Genomic DNA, 17,161 nt, shown 5'->3' with positions numbered 1-17,161 from the left:
CGACCCTCGGCTACGACGTCACCCTCACCCCCAGAACCGCGTGAAAGGTCACCATCCCTTTCCAAGTAGATCCACCGACGGCAGACGAGACGACTGCAGACTCGCCGTGCTGGGGACGGTGGGTCTCGATACGCCCCTTCGGGGCTACTCGACCAGCATGCAATCGCGATACGCCCCTTCGGGGCTGCTCGACCAGCATGCAATCGCGATACGCCCCTTCGGGGCTGCTCGACCAGCATGCAGTCGCGGCAGGCCCCTGCGGGCTGCTCGACCAGCAGGCAGTCGCGACTGACCCCTTCGGGGCTACTCGACCAGCATGCCGAGCGGCGGCGGCGGTGCGCCGTCGCGTCACCGCTCGCCCCGCGGCCGACACGCCGGATGCGCGACGGATGTCGGCCGATCGGGAATGTCGGAGGCGCCTGGCAGTGTTCTGAGTCTCGTACCACCCGTCGCATCGACGTCACCCTGGCGATGCGCCCCCTCACGACGATCCCCTTCACGACCGGAGACGCACCAGTGACCGAGCGCACCCTTCCCGAGACGCGGCCCGCCGCCGCGACCGACACGCCCTCGACGGCCCTCGATCCGCGCAGCCGCCTGGTGATCAGCCTGCTGCTGGTCTCGGCCTTCGTCGTCATCCTCAACGAGACGATCATGAGCGTGGCGCTGCCCGACCTCATGCGCGACTTCGGTGTCGAAGCTCACGTGGGCCAGTGGCTGTCCACGGCGTTCATGCTGACGATGGCGGTCGTCATCCCGATCACCGGCTACCTGATCCAGCGGCTGCACACCCGCACGCTCTTCGCCGCCGCGATGACCCTCTTCAGCCTCGGCACGCTCAGCGCCGCGCTCGCGCCGACCTTCGAGGTCCTGCTGGCGGCGCGCGTCGTGCAGGCCGGCGGCACGGCGATCATGATGCCGCTGCTGATGACCACCGTGATGACCCTCGTGCCGCCGGCGATCCGCGGCCGGATGATGGGCAACATCTCCATCGTCATCTCGGTCGCACCCGCCGTCGGGCCGACGATCTCGGGCGTCATCCTCAACTTCCTCAGCTGGCGCTGGATGTTCTGGATCGTGCTGCCGATCGCCGTCGGCGCCCTGATCCTGGGCCTCCGCAAGGTCGAGAACGTCACCGAGCCGCGCAAGATCCCGATCGACTCGCTCTCCGTCGTCCTCTCGGTCTTCGGCTTCGGCGGCCTGGTCTACGGCCTGAGCAGCCTCGGCGAGGGCGGCGAGGCGATCGTCGCTCCCTGGGTGCCCTTCGTCGTCGCCGGTGTCGCGCTCGCCGCCTTCATCGTCCGCCAGCTGCTGCTGCAGAAGACCGACCGCGCCCTGCTGGACCTGCGCACCTTCTCCTCGGGCAACTTCACCGTGGTCATCGTGATGATGGCGGTGAGCATGTCGGCGCTCTTCGGCACGCTGATCCTGCTCCCGCTCTACACGCAGAATGTGCTCGGCCTCACCCCGCTCGAGACCGGTCTGCTGCTGCTGCCGGGCGGGCTGCTGATGGGTCTGCTCGCGCCGTTCGTCGGCCGCGGCTACGACCGGTTCGGCCCGCGGGTGCTGCTGGTGCCCGGCTCGATCATCGTGGCCGGTGCGCTCTGGGGCTACACAACGCTCGACGAGAACTCGGTCTCCTGGTTCATCCTCTCCCTGCACGTGGTGCTGAGCCTCGGCCTCGCGCTGGTCTTCACGCCGCTGTTCACCGCGGGCCTCGGCTCGGTGCGCCCCGCGCTCTACTCGCACGGCAGCGCGATCATCGGCACGGTCCAGCAGCTCGGCGGCGCGGCCGGCACGGCGCTGTTCGTCACCGTCCTGTCGGTGCAGTCGGCCGCGCTCGCCCGCGAGGGCGTCGACGAGGTCGTCGCCACGGCGGACGGCATCCACTCCGCGTTCGTCTGGGGAGCCTCGATCGCGACCGCCGCGATCATCGCCGCCTTCTTCGTGAAGCGCCCCGCCGAGACGGACGGCCCGCGGCCGATGGTCGCGCACTAGGCCGATCGTCGGTGCTCCGCGTCCGCGCGGGGCACCGGCTGTTCACCTCCGCGACACCGGGTGCCCCTACCGTGGCGCCCCGGCCGATCCGCTCCCGGACGCGCGGCCGGAACGGAGAGCACTCGTGAGCACGGACGCGCATCCCCAGGACCTCCTCGACGCCGGCGCCCTCGCCCCGGCACCGCGGACCCTGATCGACGTGCTCCGCGACACCGCCGAGCGCCACCCCGACGCCTCCGCACTCGAGGACCCCGCCGGCGCCCTCAGCTACCGCGAGCTGCTCGCCCGCGTCGTCTCCGCCGCCGCCGAGCTGACCGCCGCCGGGGTGCGTCGCGGCGACCGAGTGGGCGTGCGGATGGCCAGCGGCTCGCGCGAGCTCTACCTCGCGATCCTCAGCATCCTCGCCGCCGGTGCCGCCTACGTCCCGGTCGACGCCGACGACCCCGAGGAGCGGGCGCGACTCGTCTTCGGCGAGGCCGCCGTCCGCGGTGTCATCACCGGCTCCGGACGCTTCGAGCGCGCCGACGCGGAGCCCGCGCGGCTGTTCACCGGGTCGGCGCCGCACCCCAGCACCGCCTCGATCCCGCTGCTGCAGCCGCCGACCCTCGAGGACGACGCCTGGATCATCTTCACCTCGGGCTCGACCGGCACGCCGAAGGGCGTGGCCGTCAGCCACCGCTCGGCCGCGGCCTTCGTCGACGCCGAGGCGCGCGTCTTCCTCCAGGCCGAGCCCCTCGGGCCCGGCGACCGGGTGCTCGCGGGCCTCTCGGTCGCCTTCGACGCCTCCTGCGAGGAGATGTGGCTGGCCTGGCGGCACGGCGCCTGCCTCGTGCCTGCGCCGCGCTCGCTCGTGCGCAGCGGGATGGACCTCGGTCCCTGGCTGACCACGCACGGCATCACGGTCGTCTCGACCGTGCCGACCCTCGCGGCGCTCTGGCCGGCGGAGTCGCTCGAGAACGTCCGCCTGCTCATCTTCGGCGGCGAGGCCTGCCCGCCCGAACTCGGCCAGCGCCTGGCCGTCGACGGCCGCGAGGTCTGGAACACCTACGGCCCCACCGAGGCGACCGTCGTCGCCTGCGCCGCGCCCCTCGGCGGGTCCGGCCCGGTGCGGATCGGTCTGCCACTGGACGGCTGGCGGCTCGCCGTCGTCGATCCCGAGGGCCGCCGCGTCGGCGAGGGCGAGGTCGGCGAGCTGATCATCGGCGGCGTCGGGCTGGCCCGCTACCTCGATCCCGCGAAGGACGCCGAGAAGTACGCTCCCGCGCCGACGCTGGGCTGGGAGCGCGCCTACCGCTCCGGCGACCTCGTGCGCTTCGAGAGCGCCGGACTCGTCTTCCAGGGCCGCGCCGACGACCAGGTCAAGCTCGGCGGCCGGCGGATCGAGCTCGGCGAGGTCGAGGCGGCGCTGCAGGGGCTGCCCGGGGTCTCGGGCGCCGCGGCCGCCGTCCGCACCACCGGCGCGGGGATCCAGGTGCTCGTCGGCTACCTCGCCCTCGCCGGCGGCCGTGAGCTCGACCGCGACGCGGCGCTGACGCGGCTGCGCGAGGAACTGCCGGCCGCGCTGGTCCCGCTGCTCGCGGTGGTCGACGAGCTGCCGACGCGCGTGTCGGGCAAGGTCGACCGGGCCGCTCTGCCCTGGCCGCTGCCCGAGAGCACCGCGGCCGACCCCGGGCTCGACGCCGGGACCGCCTGGCTCGCCGGACTCTGGCGCGAGGTCCTCGGCGTCCCGGTCGACGAGAGGGCGAACTTCTTCGACCTCGGCGGCGGCTCGCTCGCCGCCGCCCAGCTCGTCGCCCGGATCCGCGAGCAGGACCCCGAGTTCACCGTCGCCGACGTCTACGCGCACCCCCGGCTCGCGGCGATGTCGGCCGAGATCGCGAGTCGCGCGACCGGCGCCGGCGAGGTCTCGAGCCACCGGATCGCTCCGGTTCCGCGCCGGATGCAGGTGCTGCAGACCCTCCTCGGCGCGCCGCTCCTGGTGCTGAGCGGCGCCCGCTGGACGACGGTCGTGCTCACGGTCTGCGCCCTGCTCGACCTGCTGCCCGGCTTCGGCTGGCTGCCGACCGTGCCGCTGCCCGGGCTCGTCGTCGCGTTCGCGCTCTTCTGCACCCCGTTCGGCCGGATGGGCCTCACCGTCCTCGCCGCCCGCGCACTGCTGCGCGGGGTGCGCGCCGGCGACCACCCGCGCGGCGGCGGGGTGCACCTGAGGCTGTGGCTCGCCGAGCGGATCGCCCACCAGCTCGGTGCCGTCAGCCTCGCCGGAGCACCCTGGGTCGCGCACTACGCCCGCGCGCTCGGCGCCCGGATCGCCGACGACGTCGACCTGCACTCGCTCCCGCCGCTCACCGGGATGCTCACCCTCGGCCGCGGCGCCGCCATCGAGCCGGAGGTGGACCTCTCCGGCTACTGGATCGACGGCGACGTCCTGCGGGTCGGCGCGGTCCGCGTCGGCGCCGGCAGCACGGTCGGCGCCCGCAGCACCCTCCTGCCCGGCACCCGCATCGGCAAGAACGCGCAGATCGAGCCCGGCTCCGCGGTCTTCGGCCGGGTGCCGGCCGGCCAGCGCTGGGGCGGCTCGCCCGCACAGCGCCTCGGCAAGGCGAGCGCGGGCTTCCCCGCCGAGCGCCCGCCGCGTGCGACGCCGTGGGTCTGGGCCTACGCCGTCTCGGCGGTGGGACTCGCCGCTGTGCCGGTCGTCTCCTTCGCGGCGGGCCTCGGCGTGCTCGCCCTCGCCGTGCAGGGCGCAGCGGATCTCGCGGAGGCGCTCCCCCGCGCCGTCGCCGCCCTCGTCCCCGCGGTCGCCGTCACCGGCGTCGTGCTGGCGGGGCTGGTCGTCGTGCTCGTGCGCCTGCTCGGCCGCGGCGTCGAGGCCGGCACGCATCCTGTCCGCGGCCGGATCGGCTGGCAGGTCTGGTCCACGGAGCGCCTGCTCGACCACGCGCGCGCGCTCCTCTTCCCGCTCTACTCCGGCCTCTTCACGCCGGTCTGGCTGCGGCTGCTCGGCGCGAAGGTCGGCCGCGACGTCGAGGCCTCGACCGTGCTGCTGCTGCCCGCGATGACGACCATCCGCGACGGCGCCTTCCTCGCCGACGACACCCTCGTCGCCTCCTACGCCCTCGGCGGCGGCTGGATGCGGCTGGCCCGCGCGGAGATCGGCGAGCGCGCGTTCCTCGGCAACTCCGGAATGGCGGCGCCCGGCCACACGGTGCCGGCCGGCGGGCTGGTCGCGGTGCTCTCCTCCGCCCCGCGGAAGTCGAAGGCGGGCTCGTCCTGGCTGGGCTCGCCGCCGGTGCGGCTGCGGCGCACCGTGGTCGAGGCGGAGTCGGCGCGCACGTTCCGGCCGGCCGCGCGCCTTCGCGCCGCCCGGATCGTCTGGGAGTTGCTGCGCTTCGTGCCGGTCGTCGTCTCGATGGCGATCGGCCTCGGCGTCGTCGCGGCCCTGCTGGCACTGGCGCCGGTGATCGGGGCACCGGCGACGGCGGTGGCCGGCGGTGTCGTCCTGCTCGCCGCAGGCGCGGTCGCCGCAGGCGTCTCGACCGCGGCGAAGTGGCTCCTGATCCAGCGCGTGCGGCCGAGCGAGCAGCCGCTCTGGTCCTCCTTCGTCTGGCGCAGCGAGCTCGCCGACACCTTCACCGAGATGGTGGCGGCGCCGTGGTTCGCGCACGCCGCGGCCGGAACGCCCGCCCTCGTCTGGTGGCTGCGGAGCCTCGGCGCGCGGATCGGCCGCGGAGTCTGGTGCGACAGCTACTGGCTCCCGGAGGCCGATCTGGTCGATCTGGGCGACGGAGCGACCGTCAACCGGGGCTGCGTCGTGCAGACCCACCTGTTCCATGATCGAATCATGAGCATGGATCTCGTGAGTCTCGACGCCGGCGCGACCCTCGGCCCGCACAGCGTGATCCTCCCCGCCGCGACCATCGCGGCGCACGGCACGGTCGGCCCCGCCTCCCTCGTCATGCGCGGCGAGCTCGTGCCCGCGGGCAGCCGCTGGAGCGGCAACCCGATCGGCCCGTGGCGCGAGGTCCGCGTCGGCGACTACCACGCGCCCGTCGCGTGAGCGACGCGCAGACCGGGCTGGAGACGGCGGGCGACCCGTACCTCCCCGGCATCGGCAACACCGGCTACCGCGTCGAGTCCTACGAGCTCGACCTGGACTACCGGGTCTCGAGCAACCGGCTCGCCGGCCGGGCGACCCTGCGGATCGTCGCGCTGCAGCCGCTGCGCCGCTTCTCGCTCGATCTCAGCCGCCTCCGGGCGACGCGGGTGCGGGTCGCCGGACGCAAGGCGCGCAGCGACCAGGCGGCGCACAAGCTCCGGATCACCCCCGCCGAGCCGCTCGAGGCCGGCGCGAGCGCCGTCGTCGAGATCGAGTACGGCGGGCACCCCGGGCCGCGCGCCAGCCACTGGGGCGAGCTCGGCTGGGAGGAGCTGACCGACGGCGTGCTCGTCGCCTCGCAGCCCTCCGGCGCGTCGACCTGGTACCCCTGCAACGACGACGTCGCCGACAAGGCGACTTACCGGATCCGGGTGAGCGCGGAGGAGGGCTACTCCGTGCTCGCGAACGGCGTGCTGCTCGAGACGAGCGAGCGCTCGGGCCGGCGCACCTGGCTGTACGAGCAGCTGGAGCCGACCGCGAGCTACCTCGCGTCGGTGCAGATCGGCCGCTACGTGCTCGAGGACCGCCTGCTCTCCGGAGTGGCCGTCACGCTCGCGCGCCCGGCCGCGCTGGCCGCGCGGGTCGCGCGCGACTTCGCACCGCTCAGCGCCATGCTCGCGTTCTTCTCCCGGGTCTTCGGCCCGTACCCGTTCCGCCAGTACACCGTCGTGGTCACCGCGGACGAGCTGGAGATCCCGCTGGAGGCGCAGGGCATGGCCGTGTTCGGCGCGAACCACGTCGACGGCCGCGGCGGCTCGGAGCGGCTGATCGCCCACGAGCTCGCTCACCAGTGGTTCGGCAACAGCGTCGGCCTCGCCCGCTGGCGGCACATCTGGCTGAACGAGGGCTTCGCCTGCTACGCCGAGTGGCTCTGGTCGGAGGAGTCGGGCGGGCTCAGCGCCGACGCCCAGGCCCGCCGGCACCACGCACTCCTGCGGTTCGAGCGGCAGGACCTCGTGCTGGGCGACCCGGGACCGATGGACCTCTTCGACGACCGGGTGTACAAGCGGGGCGCGCTGACGCTGCACGCGCTGCGGCTCCGGCTCGGCGACGAGGTGTTCTTCCAGCTCCTGCGCACCTGGACCGCGCGGCACGCGTCCGGCACCGCGAGCGAGGACGACTTCCGCGCGCTCTGCGCCGAGGTCGCCGGCGGCTCGGAGATCGCGGGCGGCACGGCCGTCTCGGCTGTCGAAGCGCTGCTCGACGCCTGGCTCGTCGACGTGCGGCTGCCGCCGCTACCGGCCGCCCGCTGAGACCAGCGAGTCCTCGAGCGCGTCGCCGTCCTCGCGGCGCCAGCCGATGATCGGACCGGCACCGCCGACGGAGTCGCCCAGCGCGACGCTGACCCGGAGCGACGGGTCGAGGTGCGGCTCGGCGAGCCGGAAGCGCGAGGAGTCGATCCGTGCCTCCGCGGTGAAGCGCGACTCGTGGATCCGGACGCGCCGCGGATCGACGTCCAGCCCGCGGCCGTCAGCCTTCAGTGCGGCCTCGATGCGGGTCCAGTGCAGGATCGGATCGGCGGCGCGGTACCCGCCCGTCGCGAAGGGAGCGCCGGCGATCCGCGTGATCGCGACGCCGCGCTCGGGCGGACCCGCGACCGGCTCGACGTCGACCCCGACGACGCCCGCGCTGCTGGCCGCGACGACGACCGCGCCCGGGCAGTGCGCGATGCTGACGGAGAGGTGCTCGGCGCCCTCGATCCAGGGGCGCCCGTGCGGACCGCCGCAGCGGGAGCAGCGGGCGGTGACCCGGATCATCGAGGCGGACAGCCCCAGGAGCTCGCCCGCGAGCATGCGCAGCAGGACGCGGCCGAAGACGAAGCGCTCCGCCACCGCGGCCGACCCCGTCGCGCGGTAGCGCTCCCGCTCCGCTGTGCCGAGCAGCGGCAGCAGCCGCTCGGCGTCGAGGCGCTGCTCGTCGAGCGCGAGCCAGCGCAGGTGCACCCCCGGCAGATCGCGCACGCCGTCGTCGTTCCTCATCCCGTCCCCCACGGTCGTGTCCCCCATGATCCCGTCCCCCGGTCCGGCGCTACTCGGCGGCCCGAGCGGTCGCCGCGTGCTCGCCGCGCTCGTAGACGTCCGCCGCCGAACCGACGATCAGCGGGTCCGGTCCGAGCGGCGAGACGACCTCGTCGTCCCGGCCGTCGTAGTCGTACAGGCTCAGCACGTAGCGCATCGCCTCGAGGCGGGCGCGCTTCTTGTCGTTGCTCTTGACGATGGTCCACGGCGCGTCGGCGGTGTCGGTCGCCGCCATCATCGCCTCCTTGGCCGCGGTGTAGTCGTCCCACTTGTCCAGCGAGGCGAGGTCCATCGGCGAGAGCTTCCACTGCCGCACCGGGTCGATCATCCGGATGGTGAACCGGGTGCGCTGCTCCTCGGCCGAGACCGAGAACCAGAGCTTGACCAGGTCGATGCCCTCGCCGACGAGCATGCTCTCGAACAGCGGCGTCTGCCGGACGAACTCGTCGTACTGCTCCGGAGTGCAGAAGCCCATCACGCGCTCGACCCCCGCCCGGTTGTACCAGGAGCGGTCGAACAGCACGATCTCGCCCGCGGCGGGCAGGTGCGAGACGTACCGCTGGAAGTACCACTGCGTGCCCTCCCGCTCGGTCGGCTTCTCGAGCGCGACGACCCGGGCGCCGCGCGGGTTGAGGTGCTCGGTGAAGCGCTTGATGGTGCCGCCCTTGCCCGCGGCGTCGCGCCCCTCGAAGACGACGACCAAGCGCCGGCCGTGCTTCTTGATCCAGTTCTGGAGCTTGAGCAGCTCGATCTGCAGCAGCCGCTTGCCGGCCTCGTACTCCTCGCGCGACATCCGCTCGTCGTAGGGGTAGCCCTCGCGCCAGGTGTCGACCTGCGTGCCGTCGCGGCGCAGCAGCACCGGATCGTCGTCGTCCTCGTCGAGCACGACGAGGTCGCGGGCGTCCTCGGGCGTGAGCGAGCGGAGCAGCTCGGGCGTCGGCACGAGGGCGCCGTGGGGAGCGGCACCGGGAGTGGCGTCGGGAGCGGCGTCGGGAGCGGCGTCGGGGCTGAGGGAGCGATCGGAGACGGAGGGCACGGAGCGACGCTAGGGGCCCCGAGCGACGCCGGGGTGAACGGCGGGTGTCCGCCCTCTCGCGCCCGCGCGCACCCGGACGTACCCTCGTCGCATGTGCCGGAACATCCACACCCTCCACAACTTCGAGCCCGCCGCCTCCGACGAGGAGGTGCACGCCGCCGCCCTCCAGTACGTCCGCAAGATCAGCGGCGCCACCCGCCCGTCGAAGGCGAACCAGGAGGCGTTCGACCGCGCCGTGGCGGAGATCGCCCACATCACGGGCCACCTCCTCGAGGACCTGGTGACGGCCGCCCCGCCGAAGGACCGCGAGGTCGAGGCGGCGAAGGCCCGCGAGCGCTCGGCCCAGCGCTTCGCGACGGCGTGAGGTGCGACGCACGCGCCGGCCGATCCGGGAGAGGCACGCGCTAGCCGATCAGGTAGACGAAGCCGCGACCCGACCGCGCGATCCGGGACGCGAACTCCACGGCGCGGTCCAGGTACTGCCCGAGCTGCTCCCCCTCGGGGTGCTGCGGCAGGCCCTCCTCGAGCTCCTGCCGGAGCGCGAGCAGATCGTCGGCGATCTCGGCGACCTCTCCCGGCGGAACGGCGCGCACCCACGGATCCCAGCACATCCCCCGCAGCGACACCCGGCCCTCCAGCATCCGGTGCGCCGGCCGCGGCGGCTGCTCCGGCGAGCGCGGAGCGGTCAGCGCCTGCAACCCGGACCACGCCCGGTCGAGGAAGAGCATGTCGTCCTCCGGCACCGGCTGCGGCAGATCGGCGGCGTCGATCTCGGCGCCGTGCGGCATCCCCCAGGCGCCCGCCAGGGCGGTCTCGCCGATCACGCTCCGCGGGTCGGCGAGCGCGCGCTCGGTCAGATCGGCATCGAAGGCGTAAGCGTAATAACGGATTCCCATGCGTCGATGGTGGCGAGCGCCGCGCTCGCTCCGGCGTCGGATCCCGAGATCTGGGGAGGGCCGAGCGGTCACGCGGCTGTGGAGGGACGAGCGACCGCTTCTTTTCCCGGACTCGTTCAGGCGTCGAAGGCCGCCGGCGGCAGGTCCGTCTCGCCGTCCTCGACGGCGCGGACGATGCGCGCCGCGACCGTCTCCGGCGAGTGCCCCGCGCCGAAGCGCGGAGCCGTGCCCGCCAGCGGGTGCTGCGACAGCGCGGTCTCCGTGTGGCCGGGCCGCGCGTCGAGCAGGAGGACGCCCGCCTTCCTGTACTCCCGGGCCGATGCCCGGACGAACGAGGACAGGGCCGCCTTGGACGCGGAGTACGCCGCGAGACCGGCGGTCGGCGCCTCGGCGACCACCCCGCTGATCGTGACCGCGAAGGGCCGATTCCCCGAGGCGGACAGGGCGGCGAACGACGCCGTGAGCACGCGGATCGGCGCCAGAGCGTTCACGTCGACGAGCTCCTCGAGCACCGCCGGATCGAGCTCGGCCGAGGGGCCGAAGGCGACGACGCCGGCCGCGACGACGACGCCGTCGAGTCGCCCGTGACGGCGGAGGACCTCGTCCACCAGGCGCTGCGGGGCGTCCTCGCCGAGGAGATCGGCGACGAGCGGCGCGTCGCCGAGGTCGGCGGCGCGGCGCCCGGAGCGGACCACGGTCGCGCCGCGCTGCTCCAGCTCGTCCGCGATCAGCCGCCCGAGCCCGCCGGAGGCACCGAGGACGAGGACGACGGAGCCTTCGAATCGAGTCATGTCCGAAGCGTAGACGGGGGGTCTGGCGCGAATCGCCTCTACCGGGAGGCGAGGGCCGTCAATACGGTGGATCGCATGTCGCGTCCGGACACCTGCGCCGTGCTCCACCGACTGGTGGAGGTCCTCGAGGACCCCGCGCCGATCAACCCGGGGCACGCCAGGCACGTGAGCGGACTGCTCGCCGGCGCCCTCGACTCCGCCCCGGCCCTCCGCGACTGCGCCGGTGCCCCGGCGCAGCTCGTCGCCTTCGCGACGGAGGACCCGGCGGACGAGAACCCGGCCCTCTGAGCACACCGACCGCCACCGCGACACCCGGCACGTCGCCGCTTCGCCCCACTCCTCCGAAGTCGCGGTAGTCGAGCGCGAGTACCGCGACTTCCGCGGACTCGGAGGTGCCTCTGCCTCCCGGCCTCGCTCCACTCCCCGAGAGTCGCGGTAGTCGAGCGCGACTACCGCGACTTCCGCGGAGTCGGGGCCTCCCCCGCCGAGCGGAGGGATGCCGCGGGCCCCTCGTAGACTCGACGGGCCGAGAGAACGGGGACCCGGTGGACGACGAACGCGCCGCACCTGCGGGCTGGTACCGCGATGACGCCCACCCGGGGTCGATGCGCTGGTGGGACGGCACCGCCTGGACCGACGCCCGCCGCTCCGCGGAGGACTCGGCACCCGGCGACCCGGACGAGCACGAGCAGCGCAGGCTGCCGGAGACCGCCTCCGAGCACGTCGAGTACCGCCTCCCCCACTCCGCAGGCACCCCCACCGTCGACGCCGTCGACGAGGCGGAGCGGATCGAGGAGATCGCGTCCGTCATCGGCCGCCCGCTGCGCGTGGGCGAGATCTCGGATCAGATCCTCGACGTCGTCCTCGTGCCCGAGCCGGACCACCCCACCGGCACTCCCGCCGTCTCGGTCCGCGCCGGCGGACGCGTGATCGGCTACCTCCCCGACGCCTACCGCCGCGCTCCCGCGCTTCCCGGGCTCTCCCGCGTGGTCGCGAGTCGCGCCGCCCCCACCACCACCGCACGGCTCCGCGCCGAGCGGACGGAGGAGGGCCTGCGCGCCTCGGTGAAGGTCGCCCTTGTCGCCCCCGAACTCCTCGTGCCGCTCAACGCGCCGCCCCAGGAGCGCTACTCGATCCTGCCCTGGGGCCGCGCCCTGCAGGTGCAGCGCGAGGACGAGCACTTCGTCCGTCTGGCCGGCGTGGTCCCCGAGGGCGGCCGCGGGCTCCTCCTCGTGACGCTCCACCCCGTCGGCGGCCTCGTGGAGATCCGCCTCGACGGCGACCGCGTGGGCGAGCTGACCGCGGCGATGTCCGAGCAGTTCGCGCCCACCCTCCGCCACCTCGCCGGCCTCGGCCTCACCGCCGTCGCCTACTGCTCTCTGCAGGGCTCGCCGCTGAAAGCCGAGTTGACGCTGCAGGCGGCCCGCGCCGCCGAGCTGCCCGCGGACTGGGTCGACGGCCGCCCGGCGACCCTCCCCCGCCTGATCCCCGGCGCCTCGGAGGCCCCGCCCGCCTACGTCGCGCCGCTGCGCCCGACCCCGCTCACCTCGGAGGCGAGGGCCCGCTCGGTCCGGAAGACCGTCGCCTGGGTCGTCGTCGGCGTCTGCACGCTTGTCGGCCTCTCAAGCTGGATCATCGGCGACGTCCTCAACTGACCCGACGGAACACGGGCTACTCGACGGCCCGCGTCCACGATTCGAGCAGCCTCGCCGTGCCCTCCGCAGTGTCGGAACCGGTGGCGACGCAGATGACGAGGTCGTATGCGTCGTCCTCAGGGGCGTCCAGTTCGAGTCCGTCGAGCCCGAGGAAGACGACGACGGACATCCGGTCGAGCCGAGGAGACCACGATCGCGGGTGGGCGGCACCCCGGATCGCAGGGCCGGGGCGAGCAGGTCTTCGAGCCGCAGACATCGCACCTGTCGCGAGTCCCTCACCGAACTACTCAGCGAGCCGATCGAGCAGAGCCGCATACCGCGCTCGCCCACGGGCGGACAGCGCAGCGACGTTGTCGCGGTGCGCGCGTCGATCCGCTGCCTCGAGGGTGGCGCGCACCGCCGCCTCCTGCTTGCCGATCCCCTGCGCCTCCGTCGGCCCGGTCGGAGAACTGTCCTGCGCGTCGGTCGGCCGAGGAGTCCTGGCCATGACCTGATAATACCGAGGTGAGATCGCGCGCGCAGGGAAGTGCGCGATCCGCGAGGATCCGAGATCACCCGAACCCGAGAAGAAGAGACGTCAGCTCTGGGGATTGGTGTCGACAGACAGATATCCAGCGACCTCACGGAAGTAGTCGTGCCCTCGCCACGCGTCGAGGTCGCCGATGACGAACAGTCGACGGCTGGCTCGACTGGCCGCGACGTTCACGAGGTTGACGGAGGAGGCGGCCCACGCGCGAGCCCCCGGTGAGCTCGGATCCCCACCCAGGACCAGGAACACCACGGGCGCCTCCTTCCCCTGCGCCGTGTGGATCGTGCCCGCCGTGAGACCCGGATACTGCGTGGACAGCGCAGAGAGCCGATCGGCGACAGCGCGGAACGGCGAGATCGCGATCACCTGGCTCGGAGGGATCCCGAGCCCCTTGAGATACGACAGACCGCTCTCGAGGCGCGCGATCTGGTTCTCCTGGAGATGCGTTCCCGGTGTCGGAGCCGCTTCGTCGATCCACCGGCTCGTGACGACGCGCGGGCCCGCTTCACTGTCGAAGAGATCGGGCGCTTCAGGATGAGTGAGGTCGCGCTTCACGCCGTTCACCATGATGCCGTCGTAGGCGATCGCGTTGCAGAGGCTGAACATCGGGTCGTCGCAGCGGCGGTGCACGGTGAGCGGTGCACTCACCCACACCTGACGATCCGCCTGCGTGAGCGTCGTGCCGTACAAGGAGACCCTGTCGGCCAGGGTCTGCACCGACGCCTGCGGGGGAATCCAGGTGTCGTCCAAGCCGAACGCGGAGGCGATGTCGCGCTGAGCCCTCCGCGGCATCGTCACGACGGGCTGGAGCTGGAGGGGATCACCGACCGCGACGACTCGGCGCGCCCGCCAGATCGCTCCTGCGGCGTACTGCGGGCAGGCCTGGCCTGCCTCATCGATGAGGAGCCAGCCGATGCTCTCCTGACCGACGTCGCCGAACATCCGCCCGAGCGAGGCGAACGTCGTCGAGACCAGCGGGACGACGAGGAAGAAGAGCTGCCAGGCCGCCCGCCGCTTGGCCGGCTCGAGCCCGCGCGGCCCTCCGCCCACGACGATGTCGAGCGCCGCCCGCAGCCCAGGAATCATCTCGGCCGCCGTGTTCGCGAGGAGATCCCTGTGGAGGTCCAGTGCAGCGAGGAAGAGATCGGATCGGGCTTTGTCCAGCGCCGGGTCGAGCCAAGGGGCGCGCATCTCGCGGGCGTTCCCGGTCCACGCCTCGCCCGGGTATCCGGCACCGACCTGCTCCTCGTCGGCGGCGAGCTGCTGCCTCAGCCGGGCGAGGGACTCCGTCGCCTGCGCTCGCTCACGCCGAGCACTCGCGAGGTCGCGGTCGAGCCGCTCTCCGCGGTTGTCGATCCCGGCGAGCCGGGATCGTTCCTCGTCGCGGGCGGCGCTCGCCGCACGGGCCGAGGCCTCGACCGGCGTCAGTTCTCGACGCCAGTCGCGTCGTGACCGACCGAGGGACATGATCGTCGCGAGCACGCCGGGCCTCCGGGATCGGATGCGCTCCCGGGCGACCTCGATGCTCGCGAGGAGAGCGCTCGCACCGTCGACAGCGGCTTCGCAGGCGATCCGCTCCTCTTTCGCAGCGTCGAGGCGGGACCGGAGCGACGTGACGACCTCCGCGATCCGGTTCTGCTCCTCCACCGCTCGGGGAAGCGTCGAGTGGCGTGCCTGCTGCTCCCGCCGTTGTCCGAGCAGCGCCTCGACGCGCCGCTCCGCCTCCGCGAAAGCGTCCCGCGCAGCCTTCCACGAGCGAGGCGGGCCGGCACCGTCGCGCCACTCCTTGAGCAACGCCAGCATGCCGCCGGCCGGGTCCGGTTCGGAGGCACCGCTCGCCGAGCCCCGTCCGCCGAACCAGAAGGCCGACTGGAACGCGCTGCGATTGCGCTTGTTGCCGAGTCGCGCCGCCACCAGGCCCCACGCATCGACAGCCTCATCACCGGCGCTCCGGGACGCGGAAGCAGCGAGCACCTCTCGAGCGATGTCGGCGAAGTAGTCCGCCTCTTCGCTCCACAATGGGTCGATCGCCGTTCGCGCCGGGATCTCCGCCGTCACGTTCTCCACGGCCGCGTTGTTCGCGGAGGCGACGACCATCTCGTAGCCGGTCAACTCCGGCCGCACCTCCCGCACGGTGTGCGTGCGGCCGTCACCCGCCTTCCAGCCGTGGGTCTTCGGGCCGAACGCGTCCTCCGCTCGCTCCAGGGCGGCGAGGCGGCGGGCCCGCTCGACGACGTTGCCCGCGAGTATGTCGCGGAGCATCGTCGTCTTGCCCGTGCCGGGCGGTCCGTTCACGCCCATCAGTCCGCGCCCGGGCCCGAGGTCGACCAGTGCCCGGTTCACCGCGAACTGCTGACGCAGGGAGAGACCGTGCTCGGGCGTGGACGGCCAGCGCCCGAGCGGAAGCCGTTCGACGACGACGCCGTCCTCGGTCGCCGCGTCGTCGAGCATGACATCGACGCGGGAGCTCTCGTCGAGCCGGCCCCCGCTGGTCAGATATCCGGTCAGCGCCTCGCCGCCGTGCCCCTTCGCGACCGCGGCGCGGACGGCCGCGAGGTCGTCGAGGAAGAGGCTGTTGAGGAAGTCGATGTCAGCCGGCTCGTCCTGGCGCCGGACGGAGACGGCGACGGACTGGATGACCGCGACGGGCGTGGCGAGCTCCGGCCTTCCGCTCACCCCCTGCACCTCATGAGCGAGCCGTGTCAGCGCGGTCAGCGATTCGGAGTCCTGTGCGGGGGCGGCGTCGCCCCGACCGCCCGGGCGCCTCCCCTCGTGCTCGTCCACCGCCTCTCGGAACGCCTTCACCGCCTCCGGGAAGCCCGCCGACCACTCCGGATCATCGATGCCGTGCGTCCCGATCCGCCCGACCGCCCACAGCGCGGACGAGAGGACCGCGGAGTCGACCGCCAGAACGCCGTCGGCACCCACGAGAAGGCCGGCCGCAGCGCTACGGCCCGCCGACCGTTCGTCGTACGCGTCCGTGTCCTCCCCGAACGCGCGCTGAAGGCTGTCGTAGGTCGATTCGAGGTCGTAGACACCCAGGTACACCGTGTGTCGCCACGCTCGCTCGGACCCGCCCACTCGCCGCGGAGTCGGCAGTACCTTCCACGGCAGCGGATCTCCCGGCCGCCACTCGATCACCTGCCTGTCGCCGGCCCCCGCTGCACGAGGTGTCGGCCGCGGCACGCTCTGCGGACTGAACAGCTCGAGGAGCCACCAGAAACGCAGGATCCGCTGTCGTTCTTCACGGCTGCTCATCGCACGCGTCCCCCTGAATCGCAGCTTCGGATGCCCGTCGCGTCAGAACCACCCCGCACCGACGACGACAGACCGTTTCCACCCCGGCAGGTGCGCGCGGGCGGTTGCGCGTCTCGGACGACGAGTGGTCGCCGTGTTCAGGAGAACTCGGCGGAGGCCTCAAACCACCGCGGGCGCTTCGACGCTGTCACGGCGCATCTCCTCGACACGCACTGTCGGCCAGCCCGGCGTCCCCAGCGACGCGGCGTGCGATGCGGCGCGGACGAGAGCCAGGGCCCAGGTGAGCGGATCATTCGTGTCGTCCTCGTCATCGACAGGGATCTCGAAGACGAGGGAGCGTGTCGACGCCGAGCCCGAGATCGCGACTCCGAGGCCGCCTTCAAGGCGGGACATCTCGGTGGCCACGCCGCAGATCGCGTCATCGAACTGAGACTCCTCAGCTGCTCCGATGACGATGCAGCTCACTTCCACGTAGCCCTGCATCATCGGTCTTCCTCCTCGGTCGTACACGAGTACTTTTCCACCGACCGTCGTCGGATCTCAATCATCGGTCGGATCTCGGCCACGTTCTGCACGAGTTCACGGTGCCCGCAGGTCCCACCGCACCGACCGAGGAAGTGAGCGTCGCCGAGTACGACCGACCACCCGATGCTCTCCAACCACTGAAGGAACTGCTCGGCACGGGCATCCGGATGCGGTGGTCTCCCCGGCACGTCTTCCCCTCGTGTCGCACGGCGTTGACCAAGTCTGTCGGAGCCGGCTCGCGGAGAAATGTCGGGCACGGACGCTGGCGCGGCATCCGACCTCGTCACCTGCGACGAGCA

14 protein-coding genes are annotated in these 17,161 nt (G+C 73.0%); 6 read left to right on the top strand and 8 right to left on the bottom strand.

The features are described from left to right. The first annotated feature begins 471 nt into the window (after positions 1 to 471). From MT351_RS14060 to MT351_RS14050, 3 genes are all read left to right on the top strand, one after another. A complete protein-coding gene (locus MT351_RS14060; protein WP_243582442.1) occupies positions 472 to 1,998 on the top strand; it encodes a DHA2 family efflux MFS transporter permease subunit in 1,527 nt (508 codons plus the stop codon). Positions 1,999 to 2,122: 124 nt separating this feature from the next. Next, complete coding sequence (locus tag MT351_RS14055; protein ID WP_243582441.1) at positions 2,123 to 6,055, top strand: Pls/PosA family non-ribosomal peptide synthetase; 3,933 nt, start codon at positions 2,123 to 2,125, stop codon at positions 6,053 to 6,055. Next, entirely contained in the window at positions 6,052 to 7,407 is a 1,356-nt protein-coding gene (locus MT351_RS14050; protein WP_243582440.1) for a M1 family metallopeptidase, read from the top strand. The genes MT351_RS14055 and MT351_RS14050 overlap by 4 nt, the downstream gene beginning before the upstream one ends. On the opposite strand, the gene MT351_RS14045 is transcribed toward MT351_RS14050, so the two are convergent. Both MT351_RS14045 and ppk2 read right to left on the bottom strand, forming a co-directional pair. Further along, the gene (locus MT351_RS14045; protein ID WP_243582439.1) at positions 7,390 to 8,133 is read right to left on the bottom strand and encodes a 4'-phosphopantetheinyl transferase superfamily protein; all 744 of its coding nucleotides are present in this window, start codon (positions 8,131 to 8,133) and stop codon (positions 7,390 to 7,392) included. The genes MT351_RS14050 and MT351_RS14045 overlap by 18 nt on opposite strands. 49 nt (positions 8,134 to 8,182) lie before the next feature. Beyond that, positions 8,183 to 9,208 (bottom strand): polyphosphate kinase 2, encoded by a 1,026-nt coding sequence (gene ppk2, locus MT351_RS14040; RefSeq protein WP_374204774.1) that lies wholly within the window; start codon positions 9,206 to 9,208, stop codon positions 8,183 to 8,185. Between the two features lie 91 nt (positions 9,209 to 9,299). On the opposite strand from ppk2, the gene MT351_RS14035 reads away from it, so the two are divergent. Further along, positions 9,300 to 9,572: a DUF2277 domain-containing protein gene (locus MT351_RS14035; protein ID WP_123735301.1), complete on the top strand. Its 273-nt coding sequence runs from the start codon at positions 9,300 to 9,302 to the stop codon at positions 9,570 to 9,572. A 40-nt stretch (positions 9,573 to 9,612) separates the two neighbouring features. On the opposite strand, the gene MT351_RS14030 is transcribed toward MT351_RS14035, so the two are convergent. After that, positions 9,613 to 10,104 (bottom strand): DUF1877 domain-containing protein, encoded by a 492-nt coding sequence (locus tag MT351_RS14030; protein WP_132435795.1) that lies wholly within the window; start codon positions 10,102 to 10,104, stop codon positions 9,613 to 9,615. 116 nt (positions 10,105 to 10,220) lie between these two features. Continuing rightward, positions 10,221 to 10,895 (bottom strand): SDR family oxidoreductase, encoded by a 675-nt coding sequence (locus MT351_RS14025; protein WP_132435796.1) that lies wholly within the window; start codon positions 10,893 to 10,895, stop codon positions 10,221 to 10,223. Between the two features lie 75 nt (positions 10,896 to 10,970). Here MT351_RS14025 and MT351_RS14020 point away from each other — a divergent pair, with 75 nt between their 5' ends. Both MT351_RS14020 and MT351_RS14015 read left to right on the top strand, forming a co-directional pair. Next, positions 10,971 to 11,183, top strand: coding sequence for a hypothetical protein (locus MT351_RS14020; protein WP_123445428.1), 213 nt, complete (start codon positions 10,971 to 10,973; stop codon positions 11,181 to 11,183). A gap of 257 nt (positions 11,184 to 11,440) precedes the next feature. Then, positions 11,441 to 12,550: a DUF2510 domain-containing protein gene (locus MT351_RS14015; protein ID WP_221181085.1), complete on the top strand. Its 1,110-nt coding sequence runs from the start codon at positions 11,441 to 11,443 to the stop codon at positions 12,548 to 12,550. 16 nt (positions 12,551 to 12,566) lie between these two features. Here the strand turns inward: MT351_RS14015 and MT351_RS14010 are convergent, their stop codons facing one another. The 4 genes from MT351_RS14010 to MT351_RS13995 form a co-directional block, all read right to left on the bottom strand. Continuing rightward, positions 12,567 to 12,719 carry a hypothetical protein gene (locus MT351_RS14010; protein ID WP_207901628.1) on the bottom strand — a complete coding sequence of 51 codons (153 nt, stop codon included), beginning with the start codon at positions 12,717 to 12,719 and terminating at the stop codon, positions 12,567 to 12,569. A 114-nt stretch (positions 12,720 to 12,833) separates the two neighbouring features. After that, a complete protein-coding gene (locus MT351_RS14005) occupies positions 12,834 to 13,037 on the bottom strand; it encodes a CopG family transcriptional regulator (RefSeq protein ID WP_132435797.1) in 204 nt (67 codons plus the stop codon). 90 nt (positions 13,038 to 13,127) lie between these two features. After that, on the bottom strand, positions 13,128 to 16,337 hold the full coding sequence (locus tag MT351_RS14000) for a DEAD/DEAH box helicase (RefSeq protein ID WP_243582437.1): 3,210 nt from the start codon (positions 16,335 to 16,337) through the stop codon (positions 13,128 to 13,130). Between the two features lie 159 nt (positions 16,338 to 16,496). Then, positions 16,497 to 16,823 (bottom strand): hypothetical protein, encoded by a 327-nt coding sequence (locus MT351_RS13995; RefSeq protein ID WP_123735296.1) that lies wholly within the window; start codon positions 16,821 to 16,823, stop codon positions 16,497 to 16,499. Positions 16,824 to 17,161 lie beyond the last annotated feature (338 nt).

The organism is Rathayibacter sp. VKM Ac-2926 (genome assembly GCF_022815565.1).
Lineage (GTDB): Bacteria > Actinomycetota > Actinomycetes > Actinomycetales > Microbacteriaceae > Rathayibacter > Rathayibacter festucae.
Note: the sequence above shows the minus strand (reverse complement) of the source record. Positions and strands in the feature narration are given on the sequence as shown.